This window comes from Thermosynechococcus sp. GLH187, assembly GCF_031583395.1.
GTDB lineage: Bacteria > Cyanobacteriota > Cyanobacteriia > Thermosynechococcales > Thermosynechococcaceae > Thermosynechococcus.
In genome coordinates, this window is sequence record NZ_CP134175.1 from 198800 (window position 1) to 216129 (window position 17330).

Genomic DNA, 17330 nt, shown 5'->3' on the forward strand with positions numbered 1-17330 from the left:
CCCCTAGCGCAAGCGGACATAGCCGGCTTTTTCAATTGCGGCTTGACCCTGATCCGTTAATAACAGGGCTGCATAGGCACGACCGGCTTGGGCATCCGGGCTATTGTCATCCTTGGCAATGACAAACAGGCGACGGGTAATGGGGTAACTGCCCTCCTGAAAGGCACGATAGTTCAATGTATTCCGCCGCTGTGGACATTGGGCAGAATCCACATAGGGTTCCTGATAGGGAGGAACGTACTGATTGGGCTGCCGCCCCAAGGGCAAGGGTCGCACACTACACTGACCAACAATTTCCGGTGCCGAGGCATAGTAAATGCCGCCGGGGGTCGCCCCCACCCGCCGTAGGGCATCTGTGGTATCCCGCACCATCACCACCTTGGGACTGAATGGCTGGTTCCCCAAGACATCTTGGACGAAAAACTCTACCGTTCCGCCATCTTCCAGCCGCCGTGAAAAGGGAGTAATGGCTAGATTCGGACCGCCCACTTGGCTCCAGTTCGTGAGTTTTCCGGTATAAATATCAACCACTTGCTGTACCGTGAGGCCAGGAATCTGGAGGTTGGGATTGACAGCGATCGCGATGCCATCGATCGCCACTGGTAGTTCCAGCAATTTTATCCCTTGGCTCTGCGCCTGCTGCCGCTCCTGTGGATTGAGGGAGCGCGAGGACTGGGCAAAGGCAAGTTGATTATTGAGAACCATGCGAATGCCACTGCCCGAGCCTGGCGTGCCGGTGGGGGGATTGGTGTAGCGCAGGCGAAAATTGGGCCAAGCTAACTGAATCAGGGGATCGACATCGCGGCGAATCGGTGCCCACGTCGTACTGCCCCCGTATTGAAACGTACCACTGGGAACATTGCTGACATCGCTGAAATTCGCAGCCGCCATCTCTGGCGTACTCTGGGGCACCCCCAAGTTTTCAGTCACCTGTTCAAGGGGATTTTGATTGCCCAGTAACCGAATCACGAGCACCGCCCCCACCCCCAATAGACCACAGGTGAGGACAAGAGACACCAGCAAAGGCAGCAGGTTGCTATTGCGAGACATGGCAGAACCAGTCAAAACTCTGACCCTAGCCTAGCTCAAGGTTGTCCCCGCACGGATCTTTTTTTGGCCAATGTTTAGGTTTAGACGCCGTGGTGCACGGTTTTTACCCACTTGAGACGCTTCGCCCGTACGGCCATACGCAGCGTCGTCGTACTCACCACAGGCAACCAATGGAGCATATAGAGGGTTCCCCGCAAACTTTGCCAAAAGAGTTGCCAGATGCTCACCGATTGTGCCTGCGGAATGCCCCGCAACATCCCCATCATCGAAATCGTAAAGCTCAGTGTCGTCAGGGGTACTAGCATCGGGCTGCGGTGACGCAGTAGAGCCATCAGCAGGTCGGGAATTGTGGCCGTGGGAATGGCGTATTTGATCAAAAACCAGCAGAGCACATCCCAACTTTTTTGCCAGCCAAGGCGATTGCGCAGCAGCGGTTGCCAGTAGTCCAAGTAGCTTTGATAGCCCCCTTCAGCCCAGCGGTTGCGTTGGTGCCACAGCGCCACGAGTGTGGTCACCCCCTCCTCCTGTACCGCTGGATTCATCAGCACGTCAATCTGCCAGCCATGGAGATGCAGCTTCAGACTGAGATCCAGATCGTCAGTAATGGTTTCTTCATTCCAGCCGCCACAGCGCTCTAGAGCTTGCCGCCGCACAAATTGGCCATTGCCCCGCAATTCCCCCATACCCCCGCAGGCGACCCGCTGCTGTTGATAGTAGGCATCGAGGATCATTTCTGCCGCTTGGCCTTGGGTCAGCAAATTGATATTGGCATTACTGATGGCTTTGCGCACTTGCACCGCGCCAACGCTGGCCACCTGAAAGCGGTTGACCACCTCTTGCAATAAATCTTGGGGTACCGTGGCATCGGCATCAAAGACACCAATAATCTCCCCCCGCGTCAGGGGCAGGACTTGATTGAGGGCACCGGACTTACCCCCGCCCGCCCCCGGCAGCCGCCGCAGCACTTTGAGGTGAGGATATTGCTTTTGTAGTTCACTCAAAATATCGGGGGTGCGATCGCTACTGTTGTCATCAATAATCCACACCTCGTAGTGGGGATAATCCAAGCGGCAAAGGTTTTTGACGAGGCGACCAATCACCGCCTCTTCATTTTTGGCAGCCACCACTAGGGACACCATTGGCTGCACACTTTCTGTGGCCTCTAATGCAGGTAGCGTTTGTGGCTTGGCTCGCCAGTAGCGCAGTGTTTGCAAGCTCATTAGCAGCGTTAGGGCATAGATCAGCCAAATGCCACCCACAATCAGATGCAGGGCGATCGTGCTCCCCCAAATCAGAGAAAGCGCTAGGAAAGCCTTGCGACGGCGACCCTCAGAACGCGGTTGTAATGGAGGACTCTCTGGGGCATCAACCCACTCCGACAGGAGTTCGTCGAGGGGATCGGCTTCGTTGTAGAAACTGTTTTCGGGCCAGGAATTCTCCGGCATAGGTCACCTGATTGAGAAACCAGTACTTATCCACTCCCTTAAAGAAGCTGGGAATGAGATAACACCACACTGTGCAGCCTTCGCAGACGGAGAGTCGGCCTTGGGAGCGGCGATACTCCTCTACCACCTCGGAGGACTTGTACAGCTCGTACAGGCGACCGTTGATGGGGACTCCCTTCTGCGCAAAGTGGTAGCAGGGTAGAAGCAACTCATCATTGGGGGAAATGGCAATCACCGCATCCACCGCCTTGCAACGGGGATTTTGGGTATTGTTTCCCCCCGCACGGATGAGGGCTAATGCTGCCTTATTGTAACCAACATTGTTATACTTCTTCGCATTTTGTTCAATGTGGTCGGCAATTTCAGGGGTGGGGTTCTTCTTGTCGTTGTAGTGTTCATGGGCGGTAAAAGCGGGATTCAACCAAACCCGTACCCCTAGACTTTGGGCAAATTCGGCCACCTCACCAATCCGTTCATAATTTTGAGCAGTGACGGTGTGATTCAGCACTGGATATTCACCAAGCTCAAGGGCAATTTTGACGGACTCCACCAACGTGTCAAAAATTTTCACGCCCCGCGACTGATCATGGGTGGCCGCATCAGGCCCATCGAGGGAGAAGTTCAAGAAATCCACCAAGCCCTGAATTTCCCTAGCACGGCGGGGATAGAGAATCGTGTTGGTCGTCATGCTGGTGATGAAACCCAGACGCTTGGCTTCACGGTAGATGGCTGGGGCATCGGCACGCAGCAGCGGTTCACCCCCCGTAAAGTCCACATATTTGACCCCCAAACGTTTCAAATCGCGGAGATTGGTTTGGATGGCGCTAAAATCAGCTTCTTTGCCCGGTTCCAGTGCCCAAATGTCGCAAAAGTGGCAGCGGGCGTTACAGCGGTAGGTCAGGTAGTAGTTAGCAACCAGTGGACGCATTGAGTCTCTTCCTTAACGAATTCAAGCAAGGCCAAAATGAATAAAGCAGTCAATGAGTTTATGCAAGCAATTGAAAAATTTCTAGACAAAACTTCATCAGAGTTTGAGTTGCTGAACAGTTTAGCACTCTGCTGAGCTGAGGAATGGAGATCTATCCCTGAAGCGGCTGCAAGTTTAGCAATGCTTATTATTGATAAATATTTTTTATATTAAAAGCGTATTGCTATTTGCCTAGATTATCTTTTACCGTGAGGGTATGCGCAATTGTGAGGATAGCCCCATGAATCAACGCCTTGCCCAACGCACGTCTACTTCATTTAACGACCAAAATCCGTCAGTGGCTAATGACTTATCCGATCACAACGCCAGCGATCGCCCACCGCATTTGCCGCCTTATTCCAGCCCAATCTCCCTTTGCCCGCACCCTCTGCTTCTTGGGTCGGCCAGTCATCACCATTCCCCTCTGTGTAAACTCAATCCCTTTTATGAAGAAGTCGTGATGCTGCGGTTTCGTGCCCTCACCGACCTCAGCAATGTCTGGCAAGAGGACATCAGCCAATACGTCTAGGCAGCGAGGAACTTGCAGTTGCTATACGATTAAAATGTATAGCTTTGTATCCATGGTGCCCGTCCCATGCTGAAAGCCCTCTTTGGCGATCCCAATCAGCGCAAGATTAAAAAGTATCAGCCCCTTGTGGTCGAAATTAACCTGCTGGAGGAACAAGTTCAGGCTCTCAGCGATAGTGAGCTACAGGCAAAAACGGCTGAGTTTCGGCAGCGACTCGACAATGGCGAGACCCTCGATGATTTACTGCCCGAGGCCTTTGCCGTGGTGCGCGAAGCCTCACGACGGGTACTGGGGATGCGCCACTTTGATGTCCAGCTCATCGGTGGCATGATTCTCCACGATGGCCAGATTGCCGAAATGAAAACGGGGGAAGGGAAAACCCTCGTGGCCACGCTGCCGGCCTACCTGAATGCCCTGACGGGGAAAGGGGTGCACATTGTTACAGTCAACGACTATCTGGCACGGCGGGATGCGGAATGGATGGGGCAGGTGCATCGCTTTCTGGGTCTGACGGTCGGGCTGATTCAGCAGCACATGGCTCCCCAAGAGCGGCAGAAAAGCTATGCCTGCGATATCACCTATGCCACCAACAGCGAAATTGGCTTTGACTACCTGCGGGACAATATGGCTACGTCCATGGCTGAGGTGGTGCAGCGTCCCTTCAACTACTGCATCATTGACGAGGTGGATTCGGTACTGATTGACGAAGCCCGCACGCCCCTGATTATTTCAGGTCAAGTGGAGCGTCCCACCGAGAAGTACCTCAAGGCGGCTGAAGTTGCCCGCCTCCTGAAAAAGGACGAGCACTACGAGGTGGATGAAAAGGCTCGTAATGTCCTCATGACCGATGAGGGGTTTATCGAAGCTGAAAAACTATTGGGGGTGAGCGATCTCTATGACCCCCAAGACCCTTGGGCACACTATATCTTTAATGCCATCAAGGCCAAGGAACTCTTCCAGCGGGATGTGAACTACATCGTCCGCAATGGTGAAGTGGTGATTGTCGATGAATTCACGGGACGAGTCATGGTGGGTCGCCGCTGGAGTGATGGCCTGCATCAGGCGATTGAAGCCAAGGAAGGCCTAGAGATTCAAAATGAGTCCCAAACCCTCGCCACAATTACCTACCAAAATCTCTTTTTGCTCTATCCCAAGTTGGCGGGGATGACGGGGACAGCCAAGACGGAAGAGGCGGAATTTGAGAAAATTTACAAGCTGGAAGTGACGGTAGTGCCCACCAATCGCCCCAGCCAGCGGCGGGACTTTCCCGATGTGGTCTATAAAACGGAGCGGGGTAAATGGCTGGCCGTGGCCTCTGAATGTGCCGAGGTTCACGCTACGGGTCGCCCAGTGCTCGTGGGTACCACCAGTGTTGAAAAGTCCGAGCTATTGTCCCAACTGCTGCGGGAGTTGGACATTCCCCATAACCTGCTGAATGCCAAACCTGAAAATGTGGAGCGAGAGTCGGAGATCATTGCCCAAGCCGGCCGCAAGGGCGCAGTGACGATCTCAACCAATATGGCAGGCCGCGGCACCGACATTATCTTGGGGGGGAATGCCGACTACATGGCACGCCTCAAGGTGCGGGAATACTTTATGCCTCGCATTGTCATGCCCCCCAGTGACGACCCGATGATGCTGTTGGGGCTGAAAATGGATCGTGGCGGTGGCCAAGGCTTTAGTCAGGCGGCGCAGAAAAACTGGAAAGCTTCACCGGGACTCTTCCCCTGCGAAATTAGTAAGGAGGCGGAAAAGCTGCTGCGCCATGCGGTGGATGTGGCAGTTAAGACCTATGGTGAGCGCAGTCTGCCGGAGTTGCAGGCGGAGGATATGCTGGCGATCGCCTCGGAGAAAGCACCGACCCAAGACCCTGTGATTCAAGCCCTGCGGGATGCCTTTAACCGTATCCGCGAAGAATATGAGGTGGTCACCAAGAAAGAACATGAAGAAGTGGTCGCCCTCGGTGGTTTGCACGTGATTGGGACAGAACGCCATGAATCGCGGCGGATTGACAACCAGTTGCGGGGACGGGCAGGACGCCAAGGTGACCCCGGATCCACGCGCTTTTTCCTGAGCTTGGAGGATAACCTACTGCGCATCTTTGGGGGCGATCGCGTCGCCAGTATCATGAATGCCCTGCGCGTTGACGAGGATATGCCCATTGAGTCGGGACTCCTTACCCGCAGCTTGGAAAATGCCCAGCGCAAGGTGGAAACCTACTACTATGACATCCGTAAGCAGGTCTTTGAATACGACGAGGTGATGAATAACCAGCGGCGTGCCATCTATGCTGAGCGGCGGCGGGTGCTGGAAGGGGAAGACCTCAAGGATCGGGTGCTGGAGTACGCCGAAAAAACCATGGACGACATCATTGCCGCCTATGTCAATCCCGATCTGCCGCCAGAGGAATGGGATTTAGAGGGCTTGGTGGCCAAAGTACAGGAATTTGTCTATTTGCTGTCGGATCTGCGCCCTGAGCATCTGGCTCATCTCAGCGTACCGGAGATGCAGGCCTTTTTGCATGAGCAAGTGCGCACCGCCTATGAGCAAAAAGAGGCGGAAATTGAGCGCATTCAAAGGGGTCTGATGCGACAAGCGGAGCGGTTCTTTATCCTACAACAGATTGACCTGCTGTGGCGGGAGCACCTACAACAAATGGATGCCCTGCGGGAGTCGGTCGGCCTACGGGGCTATGGTCAAGAGGATCCCTTGGTGGAGTACAAACGGGAGGGCTATGAATTGTTCTTGGACATGATGGTGATGATTCGCCGCAATGTCGTGTATTCTCTCTTCCAGTTCCAGCCCCAAGTGGCACCGCCCCCAGAGGAGGTGTCCTCGTCCTCAGATCAGGCCTAGCCGAGTTGCCCAAAATTGATCCTTGTTGCTCTGGAGCAATCTGTAGCGCTACGGGGTCAACTATACTGGCAGAGTTTCAGTGGGCAGGGTGTGGCGTTAAGCGTGTTGGCAAGATCGGCTTCTCGGGTTGTTGGCAGTGGGATTGCACTTGCGATCGCTAGCTCCAGCGCCAATATCGCATTACCTCAGGAAATTCAAGGCGATCGCCTGAACTTAAATGGCCGCGACTACCCCGTGGCTTGGCAGCAGTGGCGCGATAACCAAAATCAACTGCGCACAGGGATTAGCGATGGTGGCCTTGCCAATCGCTTGGGGGTGCTCCTTGGGGATACTACAGACCCGTTTCAGCAACCAGTGGCTTGGTTTCAGCCGCAATTTAGCCCCTTGGCGGTGCGCTTTAGCCCCAACGGCATGTATCGCTACTTGGACATTACACCGTGGATTGAGCAATATCAGTGGCAGGTGCAACCCCAAGGGAATACGCTCCAGATCAGTACCCCCCCGGCACGGATTCTCAGTTGGCGGCAGGGACGACAACCGTGGGGCGATCGCTGGGTCTTTGAATTAGACCGCCCCACCCCTTGGCAAGTGAATCGGCTCACCTTTAGCCGCACAGGTCTTACCCCTCGCGATCTCAGCCTGACGATTGAGGCGACGGGACAATTGGCCACGATTCCCAATGTCAAAATTACCGCTACCCCCAATCGCACAGTACTGGAAACACAAATTCCCGGCACGGCTCGCCCAGTGGCCTCAATGCTGCTCAATCCACCGCGTCTGGTGATTGATTTTCGCAGGGATGCGCCCCCCCCGCGTACGATTCAATGGGCACCGGGGCTACGTTGGCAACAGCAAACCGTGACCCTCGGCAGTCGTCAGTTTCCTGTGGATCTGCTGATCATTAACCCTCAGCAGCCGGGGCTGCGTCTGCGTCCCCTCGGCATGACCCCCACAACCTTGGTGGGCTTAGCAACGGTGCCCGAACTGGCTCAACGCTGGCAAGCCGCCGCCGCCATTAATGGGGGATTTTTTAATCGCGATCGCCAAGCTCCCTTGGGGGCCATTCGCAGTGAGGGCAACTGGCTCTCAGGCCCGATTCTCAATCGCGGTGCCATTGGCTGGGACGATCGCGGCCAGATGGTTGTCGGTCGCCTGAGTTTGCAGCAGCGGGTGAGGACGCCGGCCGGTACGGTGCCCATTGTCACGTTCAATTCTGGCTATGTCCAAGCCGGTCTTGCCCTTTATACCCCCAGTTGGGGCGCGAGCTACCAAGGGAAAACGGGCAGCGAAGTGGTGATTACGGTGCGCAATCAGCAGGTGGTGGGGCAGCAACCGATCCATAACAATCAAGCGATTCCTATTCCCGCAGATGGCTTTCTACTGGTGGCGCGTAACTTTAATTCCGCCTTGGCCAACTTCCCACCGGGAGCTTCCGTGCAACTGGAAACCACGGCTGTGCCCGCTGTGTTTAATAGCATTCCCAATATTGTTGGTGCAGGTCCCCTACTGGTGGATCAGGGGCGAGTGGTCTTGAATGCGGCACTGGAGCAATTTGGAGCAGGTTTAGATGCGCAGGCAGCCCCCCGCAGTGCCATGGGCAACCGCAGTGATGGCAGCATTGTCTGGGTCACCACCCACAACCGTATTGGGGGTATGGGGCCAACCCTCGCCGAATGGGCACAAATTGTGCGGCAGTTGGGCTTGATCAATGCCGTCAATCTGGATGGTGGCAGTTCCACGGCTCTCTACATTGGTGGGGTCTTGGTGGATCGCCATTCGGTGACAACAACGCGGGTCAATAATGCCATTGGGGTCTTTTGGCAGCCAACCCCCTAAAGATAGGCCAAGGGATCGCTGGGTTCGCCATTGAGGCGCACTTCAAAGTGGAGGTGGGGGCCTGTTGAGAGTCCCGTCGAGCCAACTTCAGCAATGGGCTGCCCCTGTTGCACGAATTCACCTTCTCGTACGAGCAATCGCTGGGCATGGGCATAGAGGGTCGTCATGCCGCCGCCATGATCCAAAATCACGGTTTGGCCGTAGCCCCCTGACCAACCGGCAAAGATCACGGTGCCCGCTTCAGCAGCAAAGATGAGGGTGCCAAAATCTGCCCCAAAATCCACCCCAGCATGAAATCGCCGTGTGCCTAAAATTGGGTGAATCCGCCAACCAAAGGGACTGGTCAGCGGTGCTTGAATGGGGTAGGCAAGACGACCACTGCGGGGAAGGGGTGGGGCGCCCCTAGGGACATAACCGAGGCGTTGGTTAATGAGCTGCTGAATGGCGGCACTATCACGGGCGAGTTGGGCTTCAATGGAGGCAAGGGCTTGGCGATCGCTCCGTAGGCGAGCAATGAGTTGCCGTTGGTTTGCAGCTTCGCGCTCATAGATGGCCTGTTGCTGTTGCAGTTGTTGGCGTAGGGCTTGAATGAAGCGCTGTTGCACTTGAATTTGTCGCTCCTGCTGCTGAAGTCGCTGGCGATCGCGAACCAAGGCGGCCAAGTGCTGGCGATCGCGCTCATAGACCTGACGCAGACGCCCCTGCTGCTCAAACCAATCGTTAAGGGTTTCCGCCTCAAAGACCATTGCCCACTGCGGAATCTCGCGGTAGCGTTGGAGCCGCCGCAGGCGATCGCTAATCACGGCCACACTGGCTTCGTAGCGCTGGCTGAGGGTTTGTTGCTGTTCCTTGAGGTCTTTGAGCAGTTTTTCCGCTGCTTGCAGGCGATCGCTGGCCGCCATTAATTGCTGCGTTGTTGTGTCCACATTGGTTTCCAAACTCTCAAGGCGATCGCTCGCCGCTGCCTCAAGGCGTTCGAGTTGTTGACGCTGCTGACCCACCGCCTGCTGGTGCTGCTGATGTTGTTGGATCACCCGCTGCCAATACGCCAAGTTTTGGGAGGGCGCCGTTGCCCAAGCCACTAAAGTGGCGCTGAGGGTCACAAGTACCCCAAGGCAAACGTAGAGGCTATAGCGGTATCGCATCGGCATTGAGCGCCCTCAAATACTGCAAACATTACGTTGCCGTGAGTGGCATTATCCAACCTTTGCTGCCTGCTGCAGAAAGCGAATCGCCCACTGTGGATGGCCGCCCCAATGGAGATGGAGATAACTGGCGTGGAGTTGAGAACTGCCCCAGCCCTCGGCTTGACCGTCCAATTGCCACAGCGGCGTTGGCGGCGGCACACTCAAACAGGAATAGTGAAATTCATGGCCTTGAACCGTCTCTCCTGCCCGCAGACACACCGTTGTTTGTAAAGCCGTGGCTTGGCGATAGCCGAGGGTGAGTTTTTTACCCATGCGGGCAACCGTCGGCAAGTATCCCACCAAAGGATAGTAGTGTCCCTCGCAGGTTTGGATGCCTTGGCTGAGGTACATGAGGCCACCACACTCGGCATAGAGAGCTAAGCCCCCTTCAATGGCCTGCCGCAGTGATTCAAGAAACGAGTGATTCGCCGCTAGCTCTGGGGCAAACACCTCTGGAAAGCCACCCCCCAAGATCAACCCCTGTAGACCGGTGGGCAAGGGGGCATCCCGCAGGGGTGAGACCGGAATTAACGTTGCCCCTAAAGCGTGGAGCAGATCAAGAGTGTCAGTGTAGTAAAACTGAAAGGCGGCATCTTGGGCAACGCCAAGGGTGACTGGGGTCAGGGGGGAAACGCTAAAAGGGGGGGCTGCGGGGGTGGGGGCTGGGGCAAGGAGTGGCGTGAGGCGCTCCCAGTCAAAACAGGTGTTTCCTAAATGGGCAAGGCGATCGCCGAGGTGCTGAAATTCCCCTGATTCGTGGGGCGGCACTAAGCCGAGGTGGCGACTGGGGAGTGCCAAGGCCTGATCGCGATAGATGATGCCGAGAATGGGCACCCCAAGGGGGACAAGGGCAGCTTCTAACATTTGCCGATGGCGATCGCTGGCCACCCGATTCAAGACCACGCCGGCAATCTGGAGGGAGGGATTATAGTGGCAGAAGCCATAGACCAAGGCCGCCACGGAAGCCGCCTGTTTTTGCACATCCACAACCAGTAGGATGGGGGCCTGCAAGAGTTGGGCAATGTGTGCCGTACTGCCCTCATGGCTGCCCCCTCGGCCATCAAATAGCCCCATCACTCCCTCAATGAGCACTGCATCCATCCCCTGACTGTAATAGCCCACACAGGCGCGGACATAGTCAGCACTGGTCAAGACCACGTCAAGGTTACGGCAAGGCCGGCCACTGATAGCACTGTGAAACAGGGGATCAATGTAGTCAGGACCCACCTTAAATGTTTGGACGCGCTGCCCCCGTGCCGTTAAGGCTGCATTCAAGGCCAAAGCAACCGTTGTTTTGCCGACACCACTGCGATCGCCCGCTATCACCAATGCCATCGTTAATCCCGTTCCCCAAGAAAAATCAATCTATGGCCACAATCCATCGCAATGCCTGCATTCCAGGGAGATTCCCTGCCCCAGCCGCCGTGAGAGCGCCCCCCACCCCTGTAAGATAGGAGACTAAGCGTGCAGTCAACAGTTGGGTCAAGGTCTATGACAGCGGTAACTTCGGTGCCCAGTTTCTGTGAAGGAATCCAGTATTTTGGCGACGATTGGCCAGACTGGGATCGCTATGGCCAAACACCGCTTCTGAATGCCCAACAGCCTGCCCTTACCGACTTAGACGCCACCGAGGCCGCCTATCAAACGCTGCTCTATGCCGATGCCCTCCGCTATCTGATCTTACAGATGACCGGCAGTAAAGCCTCAGGTCACCCCGGCGGGTTTGCCAGCCAAGCGGAAGCCTATGCCGCCCTAGTGATGTTGGGGCACAAGAATATCATCACGGAAGTGGGGCACCATGCCCCCGGCTTCTATGCCGCCATGTTCTTGGATCGCTCCCTCGAAAAGATGGGCATTTATACGGTTCAAGACCTGCGCGATCGCTTCCGCGAAAAACATGGCCTTCTGGGTCATCTCTCTGGTTATATTCCGGGGATTCTAGCGCCCGCCGGTCCCCTCGGACAGGGACAGCACTTTGCCATGGCCGCTGCTTGGTTGCACCGCCAGACCCTCTTTCCCTTCACCTTAGGCGATGGCGGTCTGGGGGAACCCTACGTCATGAGCAGTATGGCCCACTTCCACACGGCTTTCCCAGAGGTGACCAACTTCCTGCCCGTCCTCGTATGGAATGGCTTTAGCCAAGAGCACCACAGCATGGTCTCCCGCAAAACCAATCCCGAAATGATGGCCTACTGGCACGGCAATGGCTTCCAAGAGGTGGTGCTGGTGGATGCCAAGGACTTTGATGATAGCGACCAAGAAGGGGATTACGTTGATAGCACGCTCTTTTCCTTTGGTCAGCGATTGGCCTTCATGCAGGCGGTGCTCAAGGGGGTACAGGAGGCGGCGCGATCGGCTCTCTCCGGCAAGTTAACGGTCTTTATCCTCAAGCAACTGAAAGGCGCCGGCGTGCATGCCAAGGGGGCAAAATCCCACAATCTCTACGCCCAGCACACCCTCGACAACCCTGATATTGTCAATGCTCTCAAAGCCCGTGCCCTTTCCCCCGCTGCTTGGGAACTGGTGCGCCAAAACTGTGTTGCTGCGGCCGGTGGGTCTGCGGCTGAGGTGGTGGTTACTGAGCAGGTCTTAGATTTACCGCCCCTTGGGGAGATTGCCCTTGAGGCCTATGCCTTGGGTGAAAACAAAGTAGCCACAACGGCGATGGGGCGCATGGTGGCAGAAGTGGGACAGCGCGATCGCCGCTATCTGGTCACGAATGCCGATGGCAATGAGGCCTCTGGCATTGGCAACATCAACCAAGCCCTGAAGATCATTCACCCGACCACCGATCCCCTCTACAATCAAGTGCCTAATGGCCAAGTCTATGAACCCCTCAGCGAAGATGCCTGTGCCGGTCTAGCGGCAGGGCTGTGCTTGATGGGCAGCCGCAGTCTTTGGTGCTCCTATGAGTCCTTTGCCATTAATGGTCTCCCCATTTGGCAAACCGTCACCCAAGCCATGGCAGAGCTGCGCCGTCCGACGCCAGCCACAGTAACCCTCTTTACCGCCGGTGCCCTTGAGCAGGGGCGCAATGGCTGGACGCACCAACGCCCAGAAATCGAAGCCTACTACGCTGCCCTATTGCGCAATGGCAATGTCTTTGTCCTCTTTCCGCCGGATGCAAACAGCATTCAAGTGTGCTACCGCTGGGCACTCACAGCACAAAACAAGGGGATTGCCATCTTTGCCAGTAAAACACCGCTGCCGGTGCGCACCACGTTTGCCCAAACCGAACAGGCCCTTGATGAGGGCGCAGTAACCCTCTACGAGTCTGCTAGTGGTCGTGCCACATTGGTGCTAGCGGTGCTAGGGGATATGATTTTGCAGCCCGTGTATAATGCCCTACCCCAGTTGGAACAGCTCGGCTATCGGGTGCGCATTGTCTCGGTCATTAACCCCCGCCGCCTATATCGGCCTATGGATGTGGCTTGGCAAACCTGTGCCGAACCCGATGGTGGCTTTGCCGATGAGGCCACCTTCCAACGACTTTTTGGTGGTGATGCCCTTTTGGGAGTCACGGGCGGGCCTGCGGCACTGTTGGAGCCAATTCTTTTGCGTGCCACCTGTCCCCGCGATGTCTTGGCTTGGCAACGGGGAGAAACGACGGCTAGCCCCGCCGAACTCATGGCCTACAATGGCCTCACTCCCGAAGCGATTTGCGATCGCGCCCGTTCACTGCTGAAGTAAGTGCCCATGACTGCTGCCCATCAAAAAGCCCGTGCCCTCAAGCCCGGCAGCCCTCGCCCCGCCAAAGCCCTCTGTAGCGAGTGTGGTCTTTGCGACACCTACTATATCCACTACGTCAAAGAGGCCTGTGCCTTCCTCAATCAGCAGTTTGAGACTCTCGAGCAGCAAAGTCATGGCCGTGCCCGTGATCTTGACAATTGGGATGAGTGCTACTTTGGCGTTCACCAGCAGATGATGGCGGCTCGCAAAACCGAACCCATTGCGGGGGCGCAGTGGACGGGCATCGTCAGCAGTATTGCCATTGCCATGCTGGAGTCGGGGCGGGTTGAAGGGGTGGTCTGCGTTCAAAATAGCGAGAGCGATCGCTTTACCCCCAAGCCCGTGATTGCCCGCAGCCGTGAAGAGATTCTCGCTGCTCGCGTCAATAAACCGACCCTGTCTCCCAATCTATCGGTTCTCGAGCAGGTGGAACAATCTGGACTCAGGCGGCTGTTGGTGATTGGGGTTGGCTGTCAAATTCAGGCGCTGCGAGCGGTACAGGACAAACTGGGTCTTGAAAAGCTCTACGTCCTAGGCACTCCCTGCGTGGACAATGTCACCCGTGCCGGTCTGCAAAAATTCCTAGAAACCACCAGCCGATCGCCCGCAACCGTCATTTACTACGAGTTCATGCAAGACTTTCGGGTGCATTTCAAGCACAGCGACGGCTCCACGGAAACCGTGCCCTTCTTTGGCCTCAAGACCAATCAACTCAAGGATGTCTTTGCCCCCTCCTGCATGAGTTGCTTTGACTACGTGAATGGCCTTGCCGATCTGGTCGTGGGCTACATGGGCGCCCCCTTTGGTTGGCAGTGGCTGGTGGTGCGCAACGAGCTTGGCCAAGAAATGCTTGACCTCGTGCGCGATCAGTTAGACATTCAGCCTGTTACGAGTGCCGGCGATCGCCACGCTGCCGTGCAACAAAGCATTCCTGCCTACGATAAAGGCGTCACGCTCCCCATGTGGGCGGCGAAACTGGTCGGCCTAGTAATTGAGCGCATTGGTCCCAAAGGGCTTGAATATGCCCGCTTTTCCATTGACTCCCACTTCACCCGCAACTATCTCTATGTGCGGCGCAACTATCCCCAAAAACTGGCCGCTCACGTGCCCGCCTTTGCCAAAAAAATTGTTGATCAGTATCAACTCCCTGCCCAATAATCCCGACAAAAAAAGCCCCCCCTGTGGGGAGCGATATTTGGACTTATCACTAGAGCGGTTTAGGAGCGACCTGTTTAGGCTTCAATGCTTGGGGCAATCATCGCCACAGGAGCCGATTCACCGCTTGCCAAGTCGAGGGGGAAGTTGTGGGCATTGCGTTCGTGCATCACCTCAATACCAATGTTGGCGCGGTTGATGATGTCGGCCCAAGTATTGATGACATTCCCTTGCGCATCCACAACGGAGTGGTTGAAGTTGAAGCCATTGAGGTTAAAGGCCATCGTGCTAATGCCAAGGGCAGCAAACCAGATGCCCACCACTGGCCAAGCAGCGAGGAAGAAGTGCAGCGAGCGGCTATTGTTGAAACTGGCGTATTGGAAGATCAGCCGACCAAAGTAACCGTGAGCTGCCACGATGTTGTAGGTTTCTTCCTCTTGACCAAACTTGTAGCCATAGTTGGTGGATTCGGTTTCGGTGGTTTCACGGATCAGGCTGGAGGTCACCAGAGAACCGTGCATAGCGGCAAACAGGGCACCACCAAAGACACCCGCCACACCCAGCATGTGGAAGGGGTGCATGAGGATGTTGTGCTCAGCTTGGAACACAATCATGAAGTTAAACGTACCGGAAATGCCCAGCATCAGGCCATCGGAAAAGCTGCCTTGACCAATGGGGTAGATCAACAGCACAGCCGTTGCCGCTGCCACGGGAGCTGAGAAGGCCACGGGAATCCAAGGCCGCATCCCCAGACGGTAGCTGAGTTCCCATTCCCGACCCATGTAGCAGAAAATGCCGATCAGGAAGTGGAAAACAATCAGTTGATAAGGACCACCGTTGTAGAGCCACTCATCGAGGGAAGCAGCATCCCAGATCGGGTAGAGGTGTAGCCCAATGGCATTAGAGGAGGGCACCACTGCCGCTGTAATGAGGTTGTTGCCATAGAGCAAGGAGCCAGAGACAGGCTCACGGATACCATCAATATCCACGGGGGGTGCCGCAATAAAAGCAATGACAAAGCAAATCGTTGCGGCAAGGAGCGTCGGGATCATGATCACCCCAAACCAGCCAATATAAAGGCGGTTTTCTGTGCTGGTAATCCAATCGCAAAAACGCTCCCACAGATTCGCTGTCTGACGACGTTGCAGAACTGTAGTCATAGTCGTTATGAATCTATGAATAACAACAGAACTTAAGCAGCAGCAACGAACGCTGCAAGCTCCTATTTATTGATTATATGGTTATATTTCTGAGCGGCAAGGGGTTTGAGGTCGGCTTTTATAGAATCAAAAGACCTTTGTCTATCCATTGACTTTTATCAATCTTTTAGATTGACGTTGGGCGGGTAGCAGCGTCTCTGAGACGTGGTTTCTTACCGTGTTGAGCGTGTTAATGCCTGTGGGCTATAACGCAATAAAAAACCGCCCCTAGGGCAGGAGCGGCTGTGTCAAAGTTCAGCAGATGAGTGTTGCTTAGCTGTTGATGCTGGGAGCAATCATGGCCACAGGAGCAGATTCAGCGCTAGCCAAGTCGAGGGGGAAGTTGTGAGCATTGCGCTCGTGCATCACTTCCATACCCAAGTTGGCACGGTTGATGATGTCTGCCCAAGTGTTGATCACGTTGCCCTTGGCATCAATGACCGAGTGGTTGAAGTTAAACCCGTTGAGGTTGAAGGCCATCGTGCTGATACCCAGAGCGGTGAACCAAACCCCGACCACCGGCCAAGCGGCGAGGAAGAAGTGCAGCGCACGGCTGTTGTTGAAGCTGGCGTATTGGAAGATCAAGCGACCAAAGTAACCGTGGGCAGCCACGATGTTGTAGGTTTCTTCCTCTTGACCGAATTTGTAGCCGTAGTTGGTGGATTCCGTTTCGGTGGTTTCACGGATCAGGCTGGAGGTCACCAGAGAACCGTGCATGGCGGAGAACAGTGCGCCACCAAAGACACCGGCCACACCCAATTGGTGGAAGGGGTGCATTAGGATGTTGTGCTCAGCTTGGAACACAATCATGAAGTTGAAGGTACCGGAGATACCGAGGGGCATCCCGTCAGAGAAGCTGCCTTGACCAATGGGGTAGATCAAGAAGACCGCAAAGGCAGAGGCCAAGGGAGCGGAGTAGGCCACGCAAATCCAAGGCCGCATACCGAGGCGGTAGCTGAGTTCCCACTGGCGCCCCATGTAGCAGGAGGCACCCAACAGGAAGTGGAAGACAATCAACTGGTAGGGGCCACCGTTGTAGAGCCACTCATCGAGGGAAGCAGCTTCCCAAATGGGGTAGAAGTGCAAGCCAATGGCGTTGCTGGTGGGCACCACTGCACCAGTGATGATGTTGTTGCCATAGAGCAAGGAGCCAGAAACAGGCTCACGGATGCCATCGATGTCCACAGGGGGAGCAGCGATGAAAGCAATCACAAAGCAAATGGTTGCGGCCAGCAGGGTGGGGATCATAATCACACCGAACCAGCCCACATAGAGGCGGTTATCGGTGCTGGTCACCCAGTTACAAAACCGCTCCCACAAATTCGCGCTTTCGCGACGTTGGAGAGTTGTGGTCATAGTCGTGATAAGTCCAAATAT

General features: G+C 55.5%; 13 protein-coding genes. 6 read left to right on the forward strand and 7 right to left on the reverse strand.

Translation table 11 applies throughout. The features are described from left to right. Nucleotides 1-3 precede the first annotated feature (3 nt). The 3 genes from RHI63_RS00915 to RHI63_RS00925 all read right to left on the reverse strand — a co-directional run bounded on the left by RHI63_RS00915 (nt 4) and on the right by RHI63_RS00925 (nt 3423). Complete coding sequence (locus RHI63_RS00915) at nt 4-1050, reverse strand: PstS family phosphate ABC transporter substrate-binding protein (protein WP_310821720.1); 1047 nt, start codon at nt 1048-1050, stop codon at nt 4-6. 80 nt (nt 1051-1130) lie between these two features. Continuing rightward, complete coding sequence (locus RHI63_RS00920; RefSeq protein ID WP_310821721.1) at nt 1131-2495, reverse strand: glycosyltransferase family 2 protein; 1365 nt, start codon at nt 2493-2495, stop codon at nt 1131-1133. Beyond that, a complete protein-coding gene (locus RHI63_RS00925; RefSeq protein WP_206200669.1) occupies nt 2416-3423 on the reverse strand; it encodes a radical SAM protein in 1008 nt (335 codons plus the stop codon). The genes RHI63_RS00920 and RHI63_RS00925 overlap by 80 nt, the downstream gene beginning before the upstream one ends. Before the next feature lie 344 nt (nt 3424-3767). Here RHI63_RS00925 and RHI63_RS00930 point away from each other — a divergent pair, with 344 nt between their 5' ends. From RHI63_RS00930 to RHI63_RS00945, 4 genes are all read left to right on the forward strand, one after another. Then, the gene (locus RHI63_RS00930; RefSeq protein WP_255521475.1) at nt 3768-3923 is read left to right on the forward strand and encodes a Mo-dependent nitrogenase C-terminal domain-containing protein; all 156 of its coding nucleotides are present in this window, start codon (nt 3768-3770) and stop codon (nt 3921-3923) included. Then, nucleotides 3887-3991 carry a Mo-dependent nitrogenase C-terminal domain-containing protein gene (locus RHI63_RS00935; protein WP_255521522.1) on the forward strand — a complete coding sequence of 35 codons (105 nt, stop codon included), beginning with the start codon at nt 3887-3889 and terminating at the stop codon, nt 3989-3991. The genes RHI63_RS00930 and RHI63_RS00935 overlap by 37 nt, the downstream gene beginning before the upstream one ends. 66 nt (nt 3992-4057) lie before the next feature. Beyond that, a complete protein-coding gene (gene secA / locus RHI63_RS00940; RefSeq protein WP_310744703.1) occupies nt 4058-6847 on the forward strand; it encodes a preprotein translocase subunit SecA in 2790 nt (929 codons plus the stop codon). Nucleotides 6848-6949: 102 nt separating this feature from the next. Next, complete coding sequence (locus RHI63_RS00945; RefSeq protein ID WP_310821722.1) at nt 6950-8683, forward strand: phosphodiester glycosidase family protein; 1734 nt, start codon at nt 6950-6952, stop codon at nt 8681-8683. On the opposite strand, the gene RHI63_RS00950 is transcribed toward RHI63_RS00945, so the two are convergent. After that, nucleotides 8680-9834, reverse strand: a complete 1155-nt coding sequence (locus RHI63_RS00950; RefSeq protein ID WP_206200672.1) for a M23 family metallopeptidase — start codon at nt 9832-9834, stop codon at nt 8680-8682. The genes RHI63_RS00945 and RHI63_RS00950 overlap by 4 nt on opposite strands. A gap of 45 nt (nt 9835-9879) precedes the next feature. Beyond that, nucleotides 9880-11205 (reverse strand): cobyrinate a,c-diamide synthase, encoded by a 1326-nt coding sequence (locus RHI63_RS00955; RefSeq protein ID WP_310821723.1) that lies wholly within the window; start codon nt 11203-11205, stop codon nt 9880-9882. A gap of 156 nt (nt 11206-11361) precedes the next feature. Between RHI63_RS00955 and RHI63_RS00960 the strand changes: the two genes are divergently transcribed. Next, the gene (locus tag RHI63_RS00960) at nt 11362-13560 is read left to right on the forward strand and encodes a phosphoketolase (RefSeq protein ID WP_310821724.1); all 2199 of its coding nucleotides are present in this window, start codon (nt 11362-11364) and stop codon (nt 13558-13560) included. 6 nt (nt 13561-13566) lie between these two features. Next, on the forward strand, nt 13567-14757 hold the full coding sequence (locus tag RHI63_RS00965; protein WP_206200675.1) for a Coenzyme F420 hydrogenase/dehydrogenase, beta subunit C-terminal domain: 1191 nt from the start codon (nt 13567-13569) through the stop codon (nt 14755-14757). Between the two features lie 74 nt (nt 14758-14831). Here the strand turns inward: RHI63_RS00965 and psbA (RHI63_RS00970) are convergent, their stop codons facing one another. Beyond that, nucleotides 14832-15914, reverse strand: coding sequence for a photosystem II q(b) protein (psbA, locus tag RHI63_RS00970; RefSeq protein WP_206200676.1), 1083 nt, complete (start codon nt 15912-15914; stop codon nt 14832-14834). Nucleotides 15915-16226: 312 nt separating this feature from the next. Further along, nucleotides 16227-17309, reverse strand: a complete 1083-nt coding sequence (gene psbA, locus RHI63_RS00975; protein ID WP_206200677.1) for a photosystem II q(b) protein — start codon at nt 17307-17309, stop codon at nt 16227-16229. Between the last annotated feature and the right edge of the window lie 21 nt (nt 17310-17330).

Bases quoted from the DNA above. Each gene is read 5' to 3' on its own strand.
- RHI63_RS00915 (WP_310821720.1), bottom strand. From the start codon at position 1,050: ATGTCTCGCAATAGCAACCTGCTGCCTTTGCTGGTGTCTCTTGTCCTC.
- RHI63_RS00920 (WP_310821721.1), bottom strand. From the start codon at position 2,495: ATGCCGGAGAATTCCTGGCCCGAAAACAGTTTCTACAACGAAGCCGAT.
- RHI63_RS00925 (WP_206200669.1), bottom strand. From the start codon at position 3,423: ATGCGTCCACTGGTTGCTAACTACTACCTGACCTACCGCTGTAACGCC.
- RHI63_RS00930 (WP_255521475.1), top strand. From the start codon at position 3,768: ATGACTTATCCGATCACAACGCCAGCGATCGCCCACCGCATTTGCCGC.
- secA (WP_310744703.1), top strand. From the start codon at position 4,058: ATGCTGAAAGCCCTCTTTGGCGATCCCAATCAGCGCAAGATTAAAAAG.
- RHI63_RS00950 (WP_206200672.1), bottom strand. From the start codon at position 9,834: ATGCCGATGCGATACCGCTATAGCCTCTACGTTTGCCTTGGGGTACTT.
- RHI63_RS00955 (WP_310821723.1), bottom strand. From the start codon at position 11,205: ATGGCATTGGTGATAGCGGGCGATCGCAGTGGTGTCGGCAAAACAACG.
- RHI63_RS00960 (WP_310821724.1), top strand. From the start codon at position 11,362: ATGACAGCGGTAACTTCGGTGCCCAGTTTCTGTGAAGGAATCCAGTAT.
- RHI63_RS00965 (WP_206200675.1), top strand. From the start codon at position 13,567: ATGACTGCTGCCCATCAAAAAGCCCGTGCCCTCAAGCCCGGCAGCCCT.
- psbA (WP_206200676.1), bottom strand. From the start codon at position 15,914: ATGACTACAGTTCTGCAACGTCGTCAGACAGCGAATCTGTGGGAGCGT.
- psbA (WP_206200677.1), bottom strand. From the start codon at position 17,309: ATGACCACAACTCTCCAACGTCGCGAAAGCGCGAATTTGTGGGAGCGG.